We start from the raw sequence: 21437 nt of genomic DNA, 5'->3' as shown, positions 1-21437 counted from the left end.
TCCTAACCGCCAAATAGAGACGGTCACAGTCGCTCTACGTTCCAGAGGCTCGTTTACTTCCGGGCCACCCCTTCGGCTGTTCTCAACCATTCCTGAGCCGCGATAGGATTGACATCTGTCCCGAAGCCAAGCGTCATGGCGAGGCTCAAACCTTGCATGGCCTCCGCATCACCGGCCTGGGCTGCACGCTGTAACCATTCAGTGCTGGCGCTGGCTGAAAGTTCGACGCCGTAACCGGACGCATAGGCACGTGACAGCTCCTTCATCGCAGCGGTATCGCCGGCTTCTGCAGCTTTTCGCAGCCAGGAGGCGCCGACATCCGGTTGTGAGGTCATTCCCAGCCCGAGTTGCAAGCTGCGACCATATTCCCGCATGGCGGGCGCCAAGCCAGCTTCTGCGCTCTCCTTCAGGACGGCAATCGCCGCAGTTCCCTCGCGGCCAGGGATGGCAGCAAGGCGGGACAGATCGGCCGCCACACTGCCGTCGCCACGGCTCAGGGCTTTCGACAGCCACTCAATAGCCATCTGCGTGTTCCGCTCACCAAACTGACCGGATACATAGCCACGCCCCAGGTAACGCATTGCATCAACCCGACCAGCATCGGCAGCAAGCTTGATTTGGGAAATGGCTGCCTCTTTATTGTTCATTCCACCGACGCCGTCGGCCATGGCTCGCCCAACCACGAACAAAGCGGCAGGATCCTTCGCGCTGTCTTGAAGAGTGCCAAGGGCCTTCTCCATCCAGTATCGCGCGCGCTCGATATGCTGAGAGCCCGTTGCTTTATGATAGGCTTGAGCAAGTTCGGCCATATCCCGTGCGACGCAGACCGGAAGCGCTTCAGCACGCGAAAGCCAACGTGCGGCATCAGCTCCTTCCTTCGCGTTTGACGCGAGCGCGATGGCAGCACGAACATTGCCCGCTTCGGCCGCCACTTTCCTCCATTCCTGTGCTGTCTTCCCAGTCGAAGACAGCACATCGCTCGGAGCCTCGGACAGCGCCAGCATGGCTGCAGCATTTCCAGAGGCTGCGGCAGCCTGGAGAAGCTGCAAGCCCTGTAGCACCTGTGCCTTATCTCCCCGCTGTGCGATCAGAAGGCGTCCAAGTTCGAGTTGGGCGCCCAGTTCCCCCTCCTTGGCGGCCTGCTCGAGAAGCATTCTTGCTGCACTGTCATCCCGACTACCTTCCTCACCGTTCAGGATTCTTCGCGCCAGGAGGAGCAGAGCGCGGGATCGTCCCTCTCCTGGTGCGAGCGCAGCAGCCCGCCAGCGATCGGCTACCTGAGCATCTTGCTTCACGCCCAAGCCCGACCGAAAGGCGTGGGCGAGCAGAACCATGCTCTCTCGGTCGTCTCGCTCCGCAGCGCGAAGGAGAGCCGCTGCGCTCTTCTGAGCTGTTCCTTGATCGGATGCATTTTGGGATGCGACCGCCAGAATGCTGCGGACATGCCCCATCTCAGCTGCACGGTCCAACCAAGCTCTCGCCTGAGAGGCATCGGGCGCAACGATCGTGCTGCACGCATAAAGGTCAGCGAGAACCCCCATGGCTTCAGGATGATTGCGCGCGGCAGCCTCCTCGAGCAAGCGCAAGGGAGTCTCCGGGGATCCCTCCTGCGGATGGCTCAACAGGAGTTTTGCCATCTCGGTCAGCGATCCCACATCGCCCCTGTCCGCGGCTTGACGATAATAGGTCAGCGCTGCCTTCACATCGGGTTGGCCGTTCACCCCGCCGGCATAGAGCCGCGCAAGACCGACGAGGATGCTGGTGCTGTAGCTTGGCAGCCGACTTGCTTTCAGGAGAGCATTTGCTGCCTTTGGCAGGTCGGGAGCAGCACCGAACTCTCCGCGGTAATGGCGGGAAAGGAGCTTATACGCTTCAGGATCCGCATTGAGACCGGCCCGCTCCAGCCATGCAATGCCCTTCGAAACATCCTTGGGCGCCTTATCTCCGAGCATGAGGCGTTCGCCGAGCAGAGTCATGGCGCGCGGCCTGCCGCCTTCCGCAGCGCGTTCGAGGTGACGGATGAAGCGATCTGGAGTTGCTTTGACACGTTCTTGAAGATAAATCTCGGCCAAAGCCAGATCGGCGTTTGTGTCGCCTTGGCGGGCGCCTGCCTCAAACCATTTGATGGCTTCCTGCAGGCCACCAGGAACGAGGCTTTCATCGCTGAGGATAAGCCCGATGCGATAAAGCGCGGAGCACCGCCCTTTATTCAGGTCACTATGAAGAGACTGCAGGGCAAGAGTGATCAGATCGTTGCTTCCAGCCTGAGGCACTGTACCGAGACGTCCGCTGCGCTGAAGCCGGGCTAGGCCGACTAGGCCGTCAACATGCCCCGCCGTAGACGCGGCACGAAGGAGGCGCTCCGCCTCCGCCAAACTGGCGCTGCTGATCCGGCCTTGCTCATGAAGCTCCGCCAGAAGGACCGACGCGTCGAGGTTCAGCATGGATGACGCTGTCGCGAGATGCACTGCCGCCCGCTCAGGGTCGACCAGTCCGGCAATCGGATCGAGAAGTAGCTTGCCGAGGCGGTAATGAGCCCGGCCTCGCCCTGGCCATGCTCTCTCCGAAAGATCCTCAAGCAGGCGTTTCGCTGCGACAGGATCGCGCTTGAGAGCGGTACTTCCCTCCGCATAAGCTATCGCCGCATCATACATTTCCTCAGGGTCGAGGACCGGCTGCGACTTGTTCCATTGACTCCAATCCCGAGTCAGAAAAGGCTTCGGAGCTGGTGTACAGATCTTGCTGAAATCCGATGTGGGTGCCAGCGACTGAGGCGACGGAACCTGGGCCTCGGCAGAAGCGGCGAGAACCAAGAACGCGGTCAATACCGTACCAGCGAGAACGGCTGACGATTGCGCCATAACGTTTCCTACTTTCTTGCCGGTAGAAAGAGTGAGGATCGTCATTATCACGCCCCGTTCTACCTGAACCTGTTCCGATGTCCGCTGCCTCAAAGGCATTCCCATGTCCTCAGCCTCATCCCGGCGCTACCGCCGATGCTGTGAGTTTCTGAAGGGCCTTGGCAGCCTGCGAATGGCCGGCCTGAGCAGCCTTCTCGAGCCACTCCCGAGTCATCGTCTTGTCTTGCTCGGACGTTCCTTGCTGATAGCGCAGGGCGAGGCGGTACATGGCGGCAGCATGGCCACTCTGCGCAGCTTGCCTGAGCCACTGCTCGGCCTCACGAGCATTGGGCTTCGGTCCAATGTCATATAGGCGATGGAGTTCGAACATTGCATCTGGCGAGCCAAGGGCGGCCGCCCGCTCCAGCCACATCTTTGCCAGAGCCGGGTCAGCAAGCGTTCCAAAGCCGTTCGTCAGAGCGCGTGCCACCTCGATCATCGCAGTTTGCGAGCCTGCTTCCGCGGCGCGGAGGTAAGAAGCGAAAGCACCCTCTGCATCGACCGCCGCCGCAAGGCCGGACAGTTTCGCATTCCCGAGTTGAACTTTCGCTTCGATCACCCCGGCTTCGCCCGCACGCGAAAGCCAATAATCCGATTTCTGGCTGTCGCGGTCCACGCCCGCGCCATAGAGATAGGCAGTTCCAAGACGGACCTGTCCGTCCGGATCCCCCTGGCGTGCCGCCTGAGTATAGAATTCAGCAGCCAGACGTCGGTTCGGATTCACGCCGTCGCCACGGGCATAGGCGTCGCCCAAGGCAATCTGAATCTTCGTGTCCCCTGGTTCTTCCCTGTAGATCTCGCGATAGAGGGCGAATGCCCGAGCAGGATCTCGCTGCAGTCCATCACCGTCCCGATAAGCCTTGGCGAGTATAAACCGCGCTCCATCATGCCCGAGCTGAATGGCACGGCGAAACAGAGCTTCGGCACGCGTTGGATCACGCGGGATACCGGTTCCATGCAGCAGTGCGGTCGCCAGGAGCGTCATAGCTTCCGGATTGTTCTTCCTGACCAACGTTTCCAGCGCTGAAGAGCCGTGATCAGTGGATGCGGCATCTGGAAGCCGCAGATACATCGAGGCAATCCTGCTGGTTTGATCGTCGTCCTTCGCCATGGCCTTTTCGGCAACTGAGAGCCACCGCCGTGCAGCGCTTTGCTGATCTGCGCCTGACTGTCCGGACAGATAGAGTTCCGCCAGATTCAGCGCGGCTTCCGCGTTGCCGCTATCTGCAGATCTCTTTAGTGTCATCTCGGCAAGTGTGCGCTCCCCGCGAACGAGATATAGCTTTGCCAAGGCAATCGGCGCACGAGTATCACCGGCACGGATGGCCTTCTCAAGCGCTTCACGAGCCAGATTGAAATGTCCAGGCCCGCCGGCGCGGGAATAGAGAGAGCTCAACTCAACCATGGCAGCACTGCTGCCTGCGGCGGCCGCGCGGCTGAACCATGTCGCAGCGAGCGCCTGATCCTGAGGCACTCCCCTGCCCTCATTGAACATCTTGCCGAGGCGAACCATCCCGATCGCGCTGTTGGTTTCGGCTGCCTTGCGGTACCATTCCAGGGCTTGTGGGGCCTCTAACCCTGCGGAGCGACCGGCATAGACATCCCCGAGGCGGATATACGCGACGGGAGATCCGCTGGCAGCTGCCCGCTGGTACCATTCCATGGCTGCGGCTTGTGATTCCGGGACACCCTGACCGAGCAGCAGCGCGTCTCCCATTTCGACAGCAGCCTTCATATGTCCACGCTCCGCCGCTGTTCTGAGACGGTCAATGGCCGATGGAAGCATTCCGTCCGTTACCATATCCTGGTGGCTCAGCGCGGTGCGGGCGAATTCATAATAGGCCATCGTGTTGTCGCTGGTCGCTGCTCTATCGAAAAGCTTCAATGCGAGCGGGATATCGGGTTCGATCAGCACACCATCGCGAACATGGCGCCCAAGAGCCAGGAGCGCCGTTGTATCGTCATCTACCCGCTGCAAGGCCTCATTCAGGAGGCTCTTGGCAGCTATACGTCCTTCATCACCAAACTGGCTGCGGATTTCGGCTGCTAAGACCAGAGCGCGAGGCGCTTTCGTCTCAATGGCGCGGTTGAGCCACAGCTCCGCGACATTGCTCTGAACGCCAAGAACGGCACCATTGTAGGGATCCTCTGCCAGAATCATTGCAGCTTCGACCGAACCTCGCTCGGCAGCCTTCACGAAGGCATTCCGGGCCTCGTGCGGCTGCCGCAGAGGCGACTTCTGATCGAGACGGAGCTGGCCCAAATGCAAGGCAGCCTCTGCATCACCGAGTTCAATCGCCCGCTGATACCACTCGATCGCGGCGCTCAGCCGCTCCGGCCCATCACCTGTTGCCCGGTAATGATCGGCCAGAGTTCTCGCCGCTTCAGCAGACCCTTGCTTGGCCTGTTGAAAGAGAAGCCTTAGTCCCTGCGTTGCAAATATGTTTGCCCTGGCAGGATCCGACTCCAACCGCGCCAGAGCAAGACCCGAGGGGCCATGCTCCGATCGCAAAGCGATCTGATACAGATTCTTTGCCGCTTCAAGATCGCGCTTTCCTCCGACGCCCGCTTCCATCAGGCCGGCCAGAAGGAACGCTGCTTCATGGTTCTGCAGTGCGGCTGCCCTGCGCAGAAGGTCGATTGCTTTTTGAATGGAAGGCTGATCCTTGTCCCGTGACAGGATCAGCTTGGCCCGGCGCACAGCAGCAGAGGGCCATAGAGTTCCTGGTATCGCGAGCGCTTGGTCGTAAAGACGCTCTGCCTCATCGAGGCGACGGGCCATGAGAGGATTATTTTCGCTGACAGGAAGCCCATCCTGGAGCAGTTGCGCTTGCTCGAGGAGAGCATTGGGATCTGTCCGCTGCTTTAACTCCGCGATCTTCGCCGTTGCGGCACGGTAGCGAGCCTGGAACTCGGTGCTCGCCGAGTCCTGTGCCTGTAGTGTCGAACACGACATCACAGCGAAGACCGCGACAGTGCTGGCGAGGAGTGACTTAATCTTAGTCATCAGCGTCCCCAGAAGCACGTCGCGTTGCCACCGACGAATTCATCAATGAGCGGTCGATCCGAACGGATGCTGCGGACGAACAATGCTTTCAGCCTCTTCGTCGCGAGACCCGCTCGATCCCGCGCCATCAGGGGCTCAACCCAAGCCATGTAGTGCCGCCCGTTGCTGCGTTTCGCCATGAAGCCCAGATCCTGGCGGCGAGCGTCCGCCTCTCCACCCGGAATGTAGTTCTCGGACGCATAGGCCATGACGACGTTGGGCTCCGCGATGCCATTGAGAAGGTAGGACAGGACGCGGTCGAAATTGACCTCTCCGGCCCGAAGATCGTAGAAATCGGTTCCGCGGGTGGCAGCCACCTCCGCCATCACAGTGAGGCTCGCCAGAGACTGGCGCATGTACCAGAGAGCCCTAGCGCCTCGTCTCGTCTCCAGAGCAAGGCTCCCGTCTGGTCGCGCCTCTGCCAGGATCGCGCGATAGCGGTCCTGCCCTTTGGTGTAGAGGGCCTCGTCCCTGATGACGGCTCCCCACGTCATCAGAAGGCTGTCTGCGAGATAGCGGTGGTTGTTGCGGCCAACGACGCCGTCGAAGGTTTGATCGGTCTTGCGGACCAGAGGATCGATCCAATCGGATAGCATTCGCTTCTGCCCTTCATCCAGCCCGCGTTGCAGGACAGAAAATGCCACGACAGTGGGCAGGAGAACGCGCTTCAAGGCATAATAGGCGTCGTGCTCGATTTCTGTATCGGCGAAAGCCCTTGCTCTGGCCCAGGCAAGCAGAAGATCACGAAGGGCGACTTCTGAAACCATGTCGCCCGCAAGCGTGCGCCCGGTGAGCACCATAACAGCCCAGGCATAATCATTGGCCGCTCCGTCCGTCACGTAGTCTTCGGTCCCTTTTAGGGCAGCTATAGGTTTGATGCTGCTCCATGCTGGATCGCGTGGTATAGCAAGGCAAGCCGCGCGCGCAGTTGTGAAAGCTGGCTGCGCCAGTGCAGCCCTGCGGAGTTCCACGTCGAAAAGCCCGTTTCCCTTGGTCTGAGCATAAGACGAACCAACCGTCAGAAGATTCAGCAGAAGGGCGATGAGAACCGTTTTCATGCTGCCTCTATGTGCCTTGAGGTGTACTGGAGAAAGCACGATGCTGCACGCTTCCATTGACATCCGTGCAGTCGGATCCTCCTTGGGGTCTGAAAACCTGTAGCTCGCTCTCTCCCTCGAAGTAGCCCCGATCCCGCAAACGGCACACTGAAACCGGCTTCGCCGGGCGGCAGGTGCTCGCAACGAGAACATTCGATTGGGAGGTAAGGCGCAGGATTTGGCCTTCCAGACCGCGGATATCGCCGCCGAGGAGACGACGGGATTGCTTTACGAACCTGTTGGATGACATGGCCAGGCTCGACACGCCTTGCGCGTTAATGCCAACGCCATTAGCCGAGAAGCGATTGTGCCTGAGAGACAGGCTGGTCAACGGAAGATAGCTGGCGGGATGAGGAATTGGGCTCCCCGCGCCTTTCTGAGTCATGAGATCGGCAATATAGGCGCTGACCCCGGAATTCGCGTTGGCCTCAATGCGGTTTGAGTACGCTCCAACGTCGATGCTGTTGCGCACTTTAAGTCCGTCTCTCCTGTTGCCTGCAAGATAGTTGCTGGTCAAGACATTGCAGGAGCTCTCGAAGATGGTCACACCGTCCTGATCGTTCCGGAAAGAGCTGTTGGCATGAACAATATTATTGCTGCTGTTGCGGTCGATAACGATGCCCGAGCCGACATTTTCAAATGTCATATTTCCAACGATCAGCCCATCGTCGGCTTCGCGCGAGACCGTGATGCCGTGCCGTTGCTTGGTGCCGTAAACCGTGTTGAGGGCGACGATGGACCCGTGTGTGCGGTCATGAGCGTCCAGACCATAGCCGACGCTGTCGCGGAACTCGTTGCCGACAACCTGGATGCCCTCTGCCTCGTAGGAATGGAAGCCGAAATGGAGGTTCTCAAATATGCTGTCGACGATGACTCCTGTGGGGCGTGACTGGTCTCGCAGTTCCGCTACTCGCTCCGGTCCCGAGGAGTAGCTCAGCCCAAAGGACTTGGCGTTGTCATAGCCAAGAGCCACGAGAGTGGACGAAGCCACGTTCATGCGCCCATCCCCCCACGTGAGGAGGAAGGGCCGGAATATTGTGGATGTGTCAGCTTCGGCCCAGAGAGGGCGCCTGGATGCTTCATCGTATCCAACGACTTCGGCATCGACGATGTGGACATTGCCCGCATTGACGATGAAGGCGCCGGCGCTTGCACTCAGCCGATAGACCGGGCTGTCAAGGCGGGAGAGAACAAGCGTGGCTCCGGGAGCAACGAAGATGGGCGCCCGCACCGTCACGGCCTCGGCACTATATGCAATGAGATCTCTGGCGTCGCCACCCTGCAGCTTGCGGGCAACCATTCCAAGTGTCGCAATACCGCTCTGAACTACAATGACTCGGGGTGAGGGCATCCCCTGATGTCGGATCGCCTGCTCCAGGCGGGTATTTCCCTGTTCATCATCCTCGAAAAATTTCGCGATGTAAGGGTTATGGTTTGCAAAAGTGCTTCCCACCACTGCATCAGCGGGCCATGGTGTTTCAGCTCTGGCATCTGCGGCGGTCACAAAACTCCGAGGGAGTTGGTCCACAGCGCTTTTCGCGTCCCCAGCATCTCCCCGTATGAGTAAAAGGCCTCTCCGGGTCTGAATCTCCTGTACGGTCTCCTCAGGTTCTTCGGGAGCCGAGGCGACCGTCTGCACATCCTGTACTACGCTGCTGTTGGGCTCTTCTTCTAAAGGCTTTCTGAGAACATCAGCCTGCGCCTCGGCTAGGCGCCGGAAAGTCGCCCGGCGGAGCCGCCCATCCCGGATCGTACGGATCAGATCGGCAGCACGGATCCCACCTTCTAGCAGAGTAGCGAGTTCGAGCGCAAGTTCCGCTTTGTCTTCGTCGACTTCTATTTTCTTAATGCCGCGAACCAGTAAGGCATCGGGGATTTCACCACGCCTCTTCTTCTTGATCAGATCCCTTACATCAGCGCCAAAGATGAGCTGTTCTGCGCGCACACGAAGGCCAGCGTCGGCGACCCGTCCAGCAAGTTCGTCTGCCTGAGCCCTATTCATCTCCGGAGTAAAAGACCTAATGATATTCAACAACATGTTGTCACGCGTCCCTGCTTCGAGACTCTCGGCAGTTCGGACGACATCGTTCAAAGCGCGGTTGCTTACTTCCTTATTATTATGCTGTTTGGCTTGGCGAGCGACTTCCGAGAGAGCCGCAAGACGGTACTCCACATCTTCTATTTGACCGGCCACAGACATCGCTTGTCCGAAATTGCCAGAACGAGAGTAGGCACTTGCGATCGATGCGAGAACACGCCCCGCATCCTTCGTCCCAACAAGTTCGGGGATGATCTGCATTGCGCCGGCGGTATCGCCGGCTTTCGCCTTGGCACGCCCGATCTCACTCAGTGCATGGGAGCGGTGATCTTTATCCAGAAGGCGCGGCAGCAAACCCTCGGCCTCGGGCATTCGACCACGATCTGCTAGTTCCTTGACAAGTTCAACGAGGACGGCCGACCCCTCAGTGTTAGACTCAGTCCGCCTAGCATAGCCCAACGCTTCGTCGAGGCGCCCGGAACGTGTCAATGCCCGGACAAGATCTGCAGAAGCCGCGCGTTGAGTGGCTTCGCCATAAGTTTCGATTTGCCGGATACTAGCGGACAGGAGTTGATTGGCCATGTCGCCATAACCAAGCTTCTTCAGGTCAGCGGCAAGTTTCAGCTGAATAGAGACCTTGCCAAGGCTATCCTGCATGGCATTGAGCATTTCGGCGGCTTGGAGCGCGGTACCTCGATCAACATAATATCTTACAAGTGCACCAATAGCTTTGTCCTGGCTACTGGAATTAATGATCCCTTGTGCCGCCATGAGGGCAACCCTGTCCTCTTGCCTAGAAATGGAAGCGTCAATGAGGCTGGAGAGAAGGTCATCTCTTGCTTTGCTGTCCAGAAGGGAGAGAGCCATCAAGGCGCATCCAGGAAGATCCCCAGCTTCCAGCCGCCTCTTCGCCTCTGCTATGAGCCTAGGGTCAGTAGCCTTCTCCCAAGCACTGCCCTTGAGCTGGATCCGCGCCAATTCATGGCGTGCATAGGCACGATCACGGGATTGTGGAATACGGGTGACGGCACGATCAGCTAGATTCAGACCCGATGGTCCCAGACCCACTGCAACCCGGGCTGCTGCTTTGTAGGCTCCCCCTCGTGTGCCTGGCTCAGGGACCCGATCCGCCGCTTCCATCGCGAGAGAGGCATATCTAAGTGCGCGATCCTGGGCACCGGCCTTGGCATAGGCATGTGCAAGATCGACGAAAGCGGCAGACCGGTAGGCGGGTGATCTCTGGTCGCCAGCAATCTGATGCAGCGATACGCCCACCTCCACACGATCCGCAGCGGTTGACGCGCCCGCGAGATCACTTAGAGAGGACTGCAGAAGGAAAGAGCTGAGCATGTCGTGGCTCAACCCATCATCCGCAAGCCGCATCAGTTCGGCTCTGGCTCCGTCGCGCAATTCTGCCGAGCCTGCATTGTCATGGCTGGCAAATTTCTCCAGCAGCCTCACCCTGGCCCTGGCGACCTGATAGAATCCAGCCTTCTGCTTCAGATTAACGCCGTTCTGCTCAGCCGAAAGAAAAGCTTGGCGAGCCTCATCCGCAAGGCGGGACACCTCATTACCGCCTTGCGCCATGGCGCTGGAAGTCAGCACCATGGACAGTAACAAGAAAGCAACACGCAACCGGCGTCGACCGTCAGATCGTGACGATGCGGTCATACTGATCCTCCAGACGCACGATGTCGTCTTCGCCGAGATATGTGCCGCACTGAACCTCGATCAGGTGAAGTTCGTCGTCTCCGATGTTTTCCAGCCTGTGGACATCGCCTTTGGGGATATAGACCGACTCGTTGGCCTTCATGACGAAGACCCGCTCACCAACAGTCACACGGGCGGTTCCGGAAACAACAGTCCAATGCTCGGAACGGTGATGGTGGTACTGCAGCGACAGCTGCCCTGCCACATCGACGATGATGTGTTTGACCTGAAATGTCTCGCCGACGCGTAAGGACTCATAGGAGCCCCAGGGACGCCGCACCCTCTTGTGTGCATTCGCTTCCGGGCGCTTCGCGGCAGCGAGTTCCGCAGCAAGACGGCCGACGTTCTGGGCTTGGTCGAGGGAACTCACGAGGACAGCATCAGCCGTATCGATTACGACCACCTTCTCGACGCCCATAACAGCAACAAGCCTGGAGTTGCCGAGAACATAGCTGTTACGCACATCCTGGAGTAGCGTGTCCCCACGGGAGACGTTTCCGTTACCGTCCTTGCTGCCCACATCCCATAGGGCCGACCAGGAACCAAGATCACGCCATTCAGGTGCCACAGGAACGCAGACCAGCCGGTCACTTCGCTCCATGACGGCATAGTCGATCGAAATGACCGGGGCCGTGTCAAAATCAGCAGCAAGTCGGATGGTATCGTTACCGCGGTGTGCTGTGGAAAGTGCACGGCGTGCACAGGCGAGGACGTCCGGCGCATACCGCTCGAGCTCTTCCAGTATCGTTCGAGCGGTGAACATGAAGATGCCGCTGTTCCAGAGGTGACGCCCGCCGGCCACCAATGTCTCCGCTATCTCATGCTTAGGCTTCTCGACGAAGCCCGCAACCTTGAAGCTGGCACTATCGAAAGCGTCACCAACCTCAATATAGCCGAAGCCCGTCTCTGGATGGGCTGGGCGGATGCCGAAGAGAACGATCTGCCCCTGACGGGCCGCCAGCGTGGCCTGCGACACCGCCTGCGTGAACACCTCGGTTTGTTCGATGACATGATCGCTCGGCGCAACGAGCATCAGTCGGTCAGGGTCCTCTTCTGCAATCAGAGCCGCAGCGGCTGCAATGGCCGGACCCGTACTCCGGACGCACGGCTCGACCAGAAGACGGGCCGACCCCGTGCTCAGCTGTCCAATTTCTCGCAACGCAAGATCGCGATGATTGGTGTTAACGACGATGAGGGGCTCAGCGTACTGCTCCGTACGGAAGCGCTGAACCGTCTGCTGAAACAGGCTTTCGCTGCCAGAGAGAGCATGAAACTGTTTTGGCTCACTGGAACGAGAGACCGGCCATAAACGGGTGCCAGAGCCACCGCACATGAGAACCGGAATGATATTGTCCATTGCTGATCTCCAAAAAATTCAAGTGATGTCCTCCGGTTGATGGCCCGGATCCATTCATTCCCCAGAATTGAGCCCGGCTAGACGTCTTCCATTCTCACTTTGAGGCTCTTTGGCCTTCTTTGGTGCATGGGCCATCGCGCGATCTTTACCGATGATAGCTGTAATCTTGTTTCCTGCCCAGTTGACGGCTGTCTGCAGTTTGTTGACAGCGGATCCGATTGAAGAACCGGAAAACGTATTGAAAACCACAGATACAGGCTGACCAATCGTCGATGCCCCGAGTTCACGTCCGGGCGCCAGTTTGACGATCAACTTCCCGGCGAGGGAAGGATCTTCAAAAGATGGAATGCGCTCAATGTTATCTTCCCTTACGCGAGTTCCGTCAGCATATTCGATGACAGCACTTGCTCCTTTGTAAAATCGCAGAACTTGATCCTGCGGAATACTTGCAGTAATATAAGGATTACTAGTTTTCTCTCGCAGAGTAATGATCGGCGCTCCCTCCCGAACGAAGTTGGTGGTCCGGCTGTAGCGTGCCTGAACCACGCAGTTGCAGGGACTGTCGAGAACGATGCTGTTGCCTTGAGTTCCTTGGATCGTGAGAAGCGGCTCGCCCGCCCTAACCTCATCTCCGGTCGCTACAAAGGTGAGTTGGCCGTTCGATGGAGCCGGCACGGTGACCAAGTCAGCTGTGATCTGGGCAGATTGAGCCGGGATCAAGTAGAAGCGGTCGAAAAGGCTCGTTCCGATAAAGCCCAGAAGAAGCAAAGTCGCCACCCCGATGCCAATATGACCTGCAGCGCTCCGCCCCCGGTCGGCGAGGTTTGCCACGATACCCTGGGGTTGAGGCCGCGGAGGAACCTCCCGTGTCTTCCCTTCATTGCGCCGGGCGACGACATCCAGCACGTCTCCTGCTTCCACGACTTCACCAGAGAGATAAGCGTCGAGGATGAACCGCAGCAGACTATGCTGACGTGGAGAGACATCGATGAAGCGAAGACCGATCCTGTTATGCTCGTTCGCGACGTAGCGAACTTCCGCGTTGATGGGCAGGGTCAGTTCATAGCCGCTGAACGGAAAGGCGAGAGTAAGATCGAGCACCTGACCAGGTTTGGTGTCCAACGAGCCAGTCCGAAGTCCCAGGCCGCCAACCGAAATATCAACGACCGCAAGCTGTGCCCCATTGTGAATACATTTCACGGGCAATCGGTACCGAGGATGCTGCCTTTGAACCTCGGCCTCATGCGTAACTTTCGTCATTGATACGGTCTCCAAGCAGCAGCGCGGTCATCAAGGAAGGAAAAACATGGCGTTAGGCGTCGGAATGACGTTCATCCCCCATGCCAAAACCGATACGAATGCAATAAGCGCAACACCGTGCATGTATGCTGACATGAAATTGCTTGCCATCAGAGGGCGCTTTGCCACATTCGCGGATGTCGTCTTCTGTCTTGTCCACTTCTGACGATCGAGACGGAACGTCACATGAACCTTGATCAGCGACCCGAAGATCTGGTTGAAGTAGAGAAGGAATGGATAGAACACCGACACTCTTTGACGCGAGGCCAGAAGAGAGAGGGTCAGGACGTAGCGAGTAGTCAGAATCCAGAGCGCATACAGAAGGATTGCGTATCCACTGATGAAGATTCCAGCCAGAAGAGCAACGAAGAAGCCGACGAGAGAAGTCCACATCGACAGCCGCTGATCAAGAATTGACCACCACGTGAACAGGCCAATGTTCCACGGCCCGAGAGCAAGTGCTCTCGAGTTCGTGCGCAGCATGTTGCCGAACCATCGGACCATCAACATGGCTGCAGCCGAAACGAAGTTCTCAGATGGTGGATCCTCGACGGTCAGAACGACGACATCCGGAACGTAGAGCATCTTATAGCCATTCCGCAGAAGCCAGAACCAGCTCGACTTGTCGTCACCGGTGAGAAACTTGAATCGACCAAGACGCCAGTGATCGACGTAGTCAAGTTCTACCTGACGGATGAACTCAGGATTGCAAACGATGCTTGCGCGGAACATCGACATGCGGCCAGTCAAGGTCAGGACCCGTTCAGACAAGCCAACGGAGGACATCAAAGTATGCCGCTGTGCAAATCGCAGAGCATACCATTCTTGAAAAATTCGGCTGCCGCGGACCTCGCTCAGTTCGTCAGTCGTGAGCGCACCCACCTGCGGATCAAGTTGGAAGAAGCCTACACATTTATGCACGAGATCACGTGGAACGATGCTGTCACCATCGATCACGGCAACGACATCGTCGGGTGCCGGAGCGCGCCGAGCAACAGCTCTGAAGCCATAAGCGAGAGCATCTCGCTTACCCGTTCCTGCAATTCTGACGATGACCAAGTCCACTTTGTCCTGGTGACCGCAAATAACTTGATAGAGACTCTTGATGAGCCGCTGATCACCAGCCTCGACGATCGATGCAATCACTGTTGCCTTTCCAGGCGCAGCCAGAGCGGCTTCGAAAGCTGCTCTATAAACGCGGGTGGTGACGGCACTATCGATCCGAAATGTCGTCACGAGAAGGAACGTATCGGGAGGATTGTTCCTGACCGCCTCATCGGCGGCCTTCCGCTGGCGTGGAAAGGCAAACTTCCGGAAAATGAGCGCGCGCACGAAGTGCAGCATGCCCCATCCGTAGCGCCACATAGCCAATATCCCGATGGCTCCGATCACGCCGGCTCCGACAGAACCATAAGCTCCAGCTGGAAGCGCGGCGGCAAATGCCGCCACTGCAACCACGTAGAGGATATGGGCCCCCATCGACTCCGAGAGACGGATACTGCTGTTACCAGCAGATTCCCTGATAGAAGTCACCTGAGCACCTTGCTTGGTCGATACGAACGAGATCAATAAGAGGCCGGTCATCCTTCACGAAATCCAGGAGGCGCTTAGCTTCCTCACGGTTTCCGAGGACAAAAACTTCGGCGTGATCGACGACCTCGTTGACGTCGGCCGTCAGGAGCGACGTCAGGTGAGGAAGATGCGCTTTGATAAACTGGAGGTTCGCGCCCGTCAGCTTTGAGACTTGAATGTTCGGATCATAGATGCGGATGTCGTATCCGCGGCCATAAAGACGCTCCGCAAGTTCCACCAGCGGGCTCTCACGCAGATCGTCGGTCTCAGGTTTGAAACTCAACCCGATGATGCCGACCCGACGCTTGCCCGTTGCAGCAACCATCGAGTACGCCCGCCGCAGCTGCTCTTCGTTGGCGTCCATCGTTGCGTCAAGAATAGGCGTCGGAACATCCAACTTTCGAGCCGCGAAACGCAAAGCCCGTAGATCCTTCGGCAGGCAGGAACCACCGAAAGCGAAGCCAGGCTTGAGATAAGCTTTGGAAATGTTGAGCCGGTTGTCCGCGCAGAGCACGTCCATCACGGCATGACCATCGATCCCTGCTTCCTTGCAGATATTTCCGATTTCATTTGCAAAGCTGATCTTGAGAGCATGCCAAGCGTTGTTAGTGTACTTCACCGCTTCGGCAGTGCGGATGGAAACAATCCTGGGCTCAACCTTGAAGATCTTGTGGATCTCAAGCAGACGATCAACAGTCACCTGATCGTGCCGCCCGAAGATGATGGCGCCCGGATCATAGTAGTCGCTGATAGCGGTGCTCTCCCGCAGGAACTCGGGGTAATATGCAACGCCGAAGCCCACGCCGGCCTGGCGACCGGAAGCGCGCTCGAGAGCAGGCAGAACGACGCTCTCCATCGTGCCTGGCAAGATTGTTGAGCGCATTACGACTGAATGGAAAGAGTTTTTCTCTCGGATCGCCGCACCGATTTGCTCGGCGGCAGCGCTGACATAGGAGGTATCAAGAGAGCCATTTGGACGCGAAGGCGTTCCAACGCAAACGAATGATAGATCCGTGCCATTGATAGCTTCGCGAACGTCGCTGGTTGCCATCAAGCGCCGGCTGCTGATCCCATTTTGTATCAGCTCTCCCAATCCGGGTTCGACGATTGGGCTAATGCCCTCGTTGAGTGGACCCACTTTCTGGGGGTTCGGATCGACTGCAATGACGTGGTGGCCGTCATTGGCCAAGCACGCCGATGAGACCGCTCCGACATAGCCAATCCCAAAGACACTAATTTGCATTAGGCTGTTCCTGCCGAATAACAGTGAAATCGAGGCGCCAAATAGAATTGCGCCGGGTGTGATCCAATAAATACTCCTGCCTTACTCAAAAGCTCTTCACTATTTCGGCTGGAGAGATACCCCCTACGGGTTAAGTAGAGAACTACCCCTATCAATAGATAGCTCATAACTCATAAGAGTAATAATACATACTTGATTATTTTGCTGCACCGCACACGCTTAGGATATGCAAGTTATACTTCAAATATACTTTAATTTCTCAATAATTATGTTGAATATATAGGTTTTTATAAAAGACTATTGAGCCATACCCTGCAAGCATAGCCACGTCAGAAAGATGGCTATATGTGTTTCTGCTTTCCAATAACCAAAGCGGCAAACGGCACTGATATTGGAATGCATTCCCTCTCTAACCTGTGTGCAGCAACCTTTGGAGGTGCGCACTCGTGCTGAGGTGAAGACCTTTCAATTTCGGGTCAGATCAGAGTGCACAGAATGGTATATCAAATAGCCCGTTTGAGGGAGGTTAGCGCTATTCGGCTTTCCGCCTTGTCGACAAGCAGCTTAGCCGGAAGGTCCAGGCGTGGAAAGCTAGGCGACAGCGAAGTGGCCTAGGCTCTGCGCGTTTACCGTATGCATGGCAATGTTTTGACAGAAGAGGATTCTACACTTCAAAGTGGAAGCTCTCAGTAAGCACATCTCAGTAATTCAATCGTAAGAGCGGCACTTTAGAACATGCAGAGATAAACTGATTTTCAGCCGATTGCGGCCAACAAAAATCTTAGAATTTTGGGGCGTTTAACATGGCGTTGTCTTCGTCACTCACACCGAGCCGCAATTTCGATCTTAAGCATTGGAAAATAACCCTTCCAGCAGATCGGTATGGCACTTTCTCAGGCACGGCCTACGAAGTGAAGAACCTCAATGCTTATGTGAGCCCGAAGTACTTCTACACGGGATCCGACGGAGCCATGGTCTTCAAAGCTCCCGTGGGAGGAGCAACGACAAGCGGCTCACGATACGCACGCTCTGAGCTTCGGGAGATGAACGGTTCAGAACGAGCAGCATGGACGATTGCTGAAGGCGGCGTCATGAGAGCGACACTCGAGATCGACCAGGCGCCGGTTCTTTTCAATGGCGCGAAGGGCCGCATCGTTGTGGGTCAGGTTCATGGGCAGGAGGACGAGCTCGTCCGGCTTTATTGGGAGAGAAACACCCTTTACTTCGTCAATGATATTGCTGGTGCCACGGGCCAGGAGACGAAGTTTGTTCTGACCAACAAGGTCGGCTTAAGACCTAACGTCGGCCTTAATGAGAGATTTAGCTATTCGATCGATGTCACAACCGACCGCGTAAAAGTGACGGTCTCGGCCGACGGGCAGACCTATGCGGCGACGGATTACATCAACCAGGCATGGAGGAGCGACGCCCTCTACTTCAAGGCAGGCACGTATCTTGGAGTGAATGAGACGCAAGGGACTGGGTATGGGCAGACCTCCTTCTACGATCTGAAGTTCAGCCACTCCATCAAAGCACCTCAGGTAGCGTTCAAAGTGAACCAGCTTCCATCCACGTCGAAGACATATTCCGGCACCAGCATCGGCGACAAGCTCACGGGCTCAAGCGGCAACGACAGGATCGAGGGCAAAGGCGGCAATGACATGATCTGGGGAAAGAGCGGGAACGACATTCTCGTTGGGTCGTCCGGCAATGATTCCTTCACGTTCGATACGAAGCTCAGCGCCGGCAACATCGATGTCATTCTGAACTTTAACGTCAAGGATGACACGATCCGGCTCAACGACAGTGTCTTTACGAAACTCAGTTCTGGAAGGCTGGCGCCAGACAATTTTGTCGTTGGGCCCAAGGCATCGGATGCACGGGAACAGATCATCTACAACAACAAGACAGGCGGCCTGTTCTATGATCCTGATGGATCCGGCCAAACCCGCGCCATCCAGTTTGCCAAAATTGATTCAGGCCTGAAGTTAACGGCAGCCGACTTCCTGGTCATGTAGCGAATGAGCGCACCGCTACAGACCTCTCCGTCTTAAGCAGACACGATCGCTGGATGCGAAAGCGATCCCTCACCCAAAAGAGGTAGGCGACGGGTCCTTGAGCGCATGAACGTCTTTCACTGGAGTCTTCATGAGCCATATTCCGGCCACTTACAGTCAAGCTGACCTCCTATTGCCACGATTAATGGCGAGAAATTTCCCCAACCAAGGGGATATGCATGATTTCTCGTCTTCTTCTTGCCTGCGCCGCTGTCGTGTGTTCGCTACCTGCTGCTGCATCGGATCGCACAACAATTGACTCGCTTGTTGCACAGCACGCCAGAACCCACGGCGTTCCAGAGGCTTTGGTCCACAGAGTCATCAGAAGAGAAAGTAACTATGATCCGCGAGCGCTCAGCAAAGGCAATTTCGGCCTGATGCAGATCCGCTACGCTACGGCCCGTGGCATGGGATATCGGGGCAGCCCATCAGGGTTGCTTGATGCCAATACCAATCTCACTTACGCAGTTCCGTACCTTGCCAACGCGTATAAAGTTGCAGGCGGCAACCCTGACCGCGCGGTCTCTCTTTACGCAGGCGGCTACTATTATGTGGCCAAACGCAAAGGTCTGCTTCATGCGCTCGGCACGGCTGTTGCCGATCCAGTCTCGACTGGCTCGATCTCGGCAGCTGGAAGCGCCTTGCGCTCTTCGGCTTTCACATCTGCCAATGCTCAGTGACATTGCCGGACAGGGAACTCACGGATCCTACAATTCGACGCTCGGCCATGTCCAGGCCGAGCGTCTTTATTTTCAAGTTCAGCCTCTCCAATCAGGCCGGCTCGGTTTCTATCCCTGCCTCGGTTAAGTCCTTGAAGCCGCCAATGTTGAACACTGACGTATAGCCCATATCCTGCAGGGTCTTTGCTGCCAAAGCAGAGCGCCCGCCAGAGGCGCAATGCAGAAGAATGGTTCTGTCCTGCCGGAACGCCGGATTATGGTATTGGCTCTCTGGATCGGCTCGAAACTCCAGCATGCCGCGGGAGACATTGACTGCACCCTTGAGCTTCCCGCTCTGCTGAACCTCTGTCGGATCACGTACATCCACCACAAGAACATCGCCGGAGCGCATCTTCTCAACAGCTTCATTGGGGGGCAGCCTGGGCACTGAGGAATTCGCTTCGGCCAGCAGATCCTTCACGTTTTTCGCCATGGTCCTCTCCGTACAGAGTTCTGCCACCTGGCAGCCAGGCAAGGCTCGACCCGAGAGCGCAAAGTGTCAAGAAGGATGGGTTTGAGGCGTGACGAGTTGGGTCCCTGGGAGCATCGGCCGACCTCAGGCGTTGACAGAGTTGGTGCACTTCTCCAGGCCTGAAAGGACGATGACATGCCCCGTGAGGTAAGTGATGCGGAGGGCATCACATGGACCTGCATTCAGGCTTTTTCCGGTCTCGGCAACGATGCTGTGAAAACGGACGCTGCACGCGTCGATGGTACTGGCGACCAGGTGCACGTGGTCTGCACTCCATCGGGAGGCGCCAAGTCCGTACGCCTCGAACTGACCGACGATTGGGAGACGAGCCTATCTGATGACGATCTGATGCAGGCCATCCGATCACAACTGGCTGAAGAGATGTCTGCATCATAGGTTCAGCTACGATTAGAACACACGCGAGCGTCTTAAGCACAGGCAGGAGGAGAACGGATCTGCAATGCCCGATTGGCCAAAGATCGCATTCCTTGACTTCGAAGCCTCTTCCCTCGGCAAGGAGGGATATCCCATAGAGGTGGCCTGGGTTCTCTCGAGCGGTGAAGAGGAAAGCCACCTCATTCGCCCTGATCGGACCTGGACCGATTGGGACCCCAAGGCAGAGACCGTTCATGGCCTCTCCCGGGATCGGCTGCATGCGGAAGGAGCGCCCGTAGCGGATGTCGCACAACGAATGATGTCCGCTCTCGCAGGCTACGACCTTTTCGCAACAGCGCCGTCATGGGATGGGAAATGGCTGAGCCGGCTGCTGCGAGCCGCCGGGCTACCACGGCATGCTTTGCGACTGCAGGATACTGAAGCCGTTCATCGGCAAACTATTCTTGAAGCCCTGCTCGAAATGGGCTTACCCGCTGAACTTCATGATGCCATCATGAAAAATGTTCTGTCGCAGGCCCAAAGAAAGGATGATGAACTCGGTCCTGCCGAGCATCGCGCTCTTGCGGATGCCCGACGCGAGCAGCGTCTCTGGCTTGATATTCACCGTTGTACCCGGGAGATAGCATCAAATCTGGTGAATGCTGCCGATCAAGCCGCAGGATCCAAATAAGCCTCCAACTCGCCCCTCCCATAGGAACCGTCTTAGTATCCGTCCGGGAGTCCGCCTGCGATATCCTGATTGGGACGGGTCAAAATCTCGATGCGCCGACCATCTGGAAGCTGGATCGTCCGAAGGCGCATGACCTCCAGACCCGCATTAACTCCTTCCTGAGCCGATCCATAGCGTGTAACCCGAGCCCGCCGCTCGATTCCATTGCGTGGAGCACGCGCCTGGGAAACCTCCTGACTTGGCTCACGCCGCCGTGTGGCCCGCTCGTCCCGGCTCTGGGAGCGAGTGGCACTATTGGCCTGCTGTGCTGAACGGCGCACCTTCCGCTCAACTGCGGTTTTCTGCTTGGTTTGGTTGGCTGCTTCGTCCTTGCCAGGAGAAGCCTCAGGGGGCGATTGCGTCGTCGCGACAGCCTTCTCTTTGGTGGGCTCTGAAGGGGCAGAAGCTGAAGACGCCTGAGGCGTCGGTGTGGCAGGCTGTGTCGCCTGGGCTGCAGGTGCCGGTGAGGGTGCTGCGGCTCCGCTGTCCGACGGAGGATCAACCCAGGGGCGCGCCGTCTGGGCAAACACAGGCGCTGCAGCCGACAGAACGCCAATCAGCGATGCCGTCAACAGCCAACGTCCTGATGCCCCTGCCATAGCCTGACTCCCATTCCTATCCTGAAGGAACGCTCTTGCTGCCATGACAGGTTCCACGGTTTCCGCCTTATTCGGGATTCCCATTAACAAATCACTGTGAATTCAACATGTTGAATGGAAAGCCTAGCTTTCTCAGTAGGCGATCGCTCTGTTCAGCGCCGACACCCGGCCGTTGTCACCCTATGATTCCGGCGGCGGAGGCAGCAGATCCAACCGTTTGTGA

Annotated in this window: 14 protein-coding genes; 4 read left to right on the top strand and 10 right to left on the bottom strand. The window is 57.3% G+C overall.

What is annotated here, in order from left to right:
- Nucleotides 1–53: 53 nt before the first annotated feature.
- From I2H36_RS14115 to I2H36_RS14080, 8 genes are all read right to left on the bottom strand, one after another.
- Entirely contained in the window at nucleotides 54–2861 is a 2808-nt protein-coding gene (locus I2H36_RS14115; RefSeq protein ID WP_196264530.1) for a tetratricopeptide repeat protein, read from the bottom strand.
- A gap of 115 nt (nucleotides 2862–2976) precedes the next feature.
- Nucleotides 2977–5907, bottom strand: coding sequence for a tetratricopeptide repeat protein (locus tag I2H36_RS14110; RefSeq protein WP_196264529.1), 2931 nt, complete (start codon nucleotides 5905–5907; stop codon nucleotides 2977–2979).
- Nucleotides 5907–7004, bottom strand: a complete 1098-nt coding sequence (locus I2H36_RS14105) for an alginate lyase family protein (protein ID WP_196264528.1) — start codon at nucleotides 7002–7004, stop codon at nucleotides 5907–5909. Before I2H36_RS14105 ends, I2H36_RS14110 begins: the two co-directional genes overlap by 1 nt.
- Before the next feature lie 7 nt (nucleotides 7005–7011).
- The gene (locus tag I2H36_RS14100; RefSeq protein ID WP_196264527.1) at nucleotides 7012–10752 is read right to left on the bottom strand and encodes a right-handed parallel beta-helix repeat-containing protein; all 3741 of its coding nucleotides are present in this window, start codon (nucleotides 10750–10752) and stop codon (nucleotides 7012–7014) included.
- Nucleotides 10730–12148, bottom strand: a complete 1419-nt coding sequence (locus tag I2H36_RS14095; RefSeq protein WP_196264526.1) for a mannose-1-phosphate guanylyltransferase/mannose-6-phosphate isomerase — start codon at nucleotides 12146–12148, stop codon at nucleotides 10730–10732. Before I2H36_RS14095 ends, I2H36_RS14100 begins: the two co-directional genes overlap by 23 nt.
- Nucleotides 12149–12202: 54 nt before the next feature.
- The gene (locus I2H36_RS14090; protein ID WP_196264525.1) at nucleotides 12203–13408 is read right to left on the bottom strand and encodes a PilZ domain-containing protein; all 1206 of its coding nucleotides are present in this window, start codon (nucleotides 13406–13408) and stop codon (nucleotides 12203–12205) included.
- Nucleotides 13409–13438: 30 nt separating this feature from the next.
- Nucleotides 13439–15031: a glycosyltransferase gene (locus I2H36_RS14085; protein ID WP_246718809.1), complete on the bottom strand. Its 1593-nt coding sequence runs from the start codon at nucleotides 15029–15031 to the stop codon at nucleotides 13439–13441.
- Nucleotides 14952–16262: a UDP-glucose dehydrogenase family protein gene (locus I2H36_RS14080; RefSeq protein ID WP_196264524.1), complete on the bottom strand. Its 1311-nt coding sequence runs from the start codon at nucleotides 16260–16262 to the stop codon at nucleotides 14952–14954. Before I2H36_RS14080 ends, I2H36_RS14085 begins: the two co-directional genes overlap by 80 nt.
- Before the next feature lie 803 nt (nucleotides 16263–17065).
- Between I2H36_RS14080 and I2H36_RS14075 the strand changes: the two genes are divergently transcribed.
- Nucleotides 17066–18280, top strand: a complete 1215-nt coding sequence (locus tag I2H36_RS14075) for a polysaccharide lyase family 7 protein (protein WP_196264523.1) — start codon at nucleotides 17066–17068, stop codon at nucleotides 18278–18280.
- A 218-nt stretch (nucleotides 18281–18498) separates the two neighbouring features.
- The gene (locus tag I2H36_RS14070; protein ID WP_196264522.1) at nucleotides 18499–18999 is read left to right on the top strand and encodes a lytic transglycosylase domain-containing protein; all 501 of its coding nucleotides are present in this window, start codon (nucleotides 18499–18501) and stop codon (nucleotides 18997–18999) included.
- A gap of 91 nt (nucleotides 19000–19090) precedes the next feature.
- Here I2H36_RS14070 and I2H36_RS14065 read toward each other — a convergent pair whose 3' ends face one another.
- Nucleotides 19091–19471 carry a rhodanese-like domain-containing protein gene (locus tag I2H36_RS14065; protein WP_196264521.1) on the bottom strand — a complete coding sequence of 127 codons (381 nt, stop codon included), beginning with the start codon at nucleotides 19469–19471 and terminating at the stop codon, nucleotides 19091–19093.
- A 174-nt stretch (nucleotides 19472–19645) separates the two neighbouring features.
- On the opposite strand from I2H36_RS14065, the gene I2H36_RS14060 reads away from it, so the two are divergent.
- Together I2H36_RS14060 and I2H36_RS14055 are read left to right on the top strand one after the other, a co-directional pair.
- Nucleotides 19646–19906: a hypothetical protein gene (locus tag I2H36_RS14060; RefSeq protein WP_196264520.1), complete on the top strand. Its 261-nt coding sequence runs from the start codon at nucleotides 19646–19648 to the stop codon at nucleotides 19904–19906.
- Between the two features lie 64 nt (nucleotides 19907–19970).
- A complete protein-coding gene (locus tag I2H36_RS14055) occupies nucleotides 19971–20576 on the top strand; it encodes a 3'-5' exonuclease (RefSeq protein ID WP_196264519.1) in 606 nt (201 codons plus the stop codon).
- Between the two features lie 32 nt (nucleotides 20577–20608).
- Here the strand turns inward: I2H36_RS14055 and I2H36_RS14050 are convergent, their stop codons facing one another.
- The gene (locus tag I2H36_RS14050; protein ID WP_196264518.1) at nucleotides 20609–21187 is read right to left on the bottom strand and encodes a hypothetical protein; all 579 of its coding nucleotides are present in this window, start codon (nucleotides 21185–21187) and stop codon (nucleotides 20609–20611) included.
- Between the last annotated feature and the right edge of the window lie 250 nt (nucleotides 21188–21437).

This window comes from Microvirga terrestris (genome assembly GCF_015694425.1).
In the GTDB taxonomy this organism is placed as follows: Bacteria; Pseudomonadota; Alphaproteobacteria; order Rhizobiales; family Beijerinckiaceae; genus Microvirga; species Microvirga terrestris.
The sequence above is the reverse complement of the archived record's forward strand: the minus strand, read 5'-3'. Positions and strand labels throughout refer to the sequence as shown.

What these genes read in the sequence shown, in the direction of transcription:
- I2H36_RS14115 (WP_196264530.1), bottom strand. Translation starts at nt 2,861, where the DNA reads ATGGCGCAATCGTCAGCCGTTCTCGCTGGTACGGTATTGACCGCGTTC.
- I2H36_RS14110 (WP_196264529.1), bottom strand. Translation starts at nt 5,907, where the DNA reads ATGACTAAGATTAAGTCACTCCTCGCCAGCACTGTCGCGGTCTTCGCT.
- I2H36_RS14105 (WP_196264528.1), bottom strand. Translation starts at nt 7,004, where the DNA reads ATGAAAACGGTTCTCATCGCCCTTCTGCTGAATCTTCTGACGGTTGGT.
- I2H36_RS14100 (WP_196264527.1), bottom strand. Translation starts at nt 10,752, where the DNA reads ATGACCGCATCGTCACGATCTGACGGTCGACGCCGGTTGCGTGTTGCT.
- I2H36_RS14095 (WP_196264526.1), bottom strand. Translation starts at nt 12,148, where the DNA reads ATGGACAATATCATTCCGGTTCTCATGTGCGGTGGCTCTGGCACCCGT.
- I2H36_RS14090 (WP_196264525.1), bottom strand. Translation starts at nt 13,408, where the DNA reads ATGACGAAAGTTACGCATGAGGCCGAGGTTCAAAGGCAGCATCCTCGG.
- I2H36_RS14085 (WP_246718809.1), bottom strand. Translation starts at nt 15,031, where the DNA reads ATGACCGGCCTCTTATTGATCTCGTTCGTATCGACCAAGCAAGGTGCT.
- I2H36_RS14080 (WP_196264524.1), bottom strand. Translation starts at nt 16,262, where the DNA reads ATGCAAATTAGTGTCTTTGGGATTGGCTATGTCGGAGCGGTCTCATCG.
- I2H36_RS14075 (WP_196264523.1), top strand. Translation starts at nt 17,066, where the DNA reads ATGGCGTTGTCTTCGTCACTCACACCGAGCCGCAATTTCGATCTTAAG.
- I2H36_RS14070 (WP_196264522.1), top strand. Translation starts at nt 18,499, where the DNA reads ATGATTTCTCGTCTTCTTCTTGCCTGCGCCGCTGTCGTGTGTTCGCTA.
- I2H36_RS14065 (WP_196264521.1), bottom strand. Translation starts at nt 19,471, where the DNA reads ATGGCGAAAAACGTGAAGGATCTGCTGGCCGAAGCGAATTCCTCAGTG.
- I2H36_RS14060 (WP_196264520.1), top strand. Translation starts at nt 19,646, where the DNA reads ATGCCCCGTGAGGTAAGTGATGCGGAGGGCATCACATGGACCTGCATT.
- I2H36_RS14055 (WP_196264519.1), top strand. Translation starts at nt 19,971, where the DNA reads ATGCCCGATTGGCCAAAGATCGCATTCCTTGACTTCGAAGCCTCTTCC.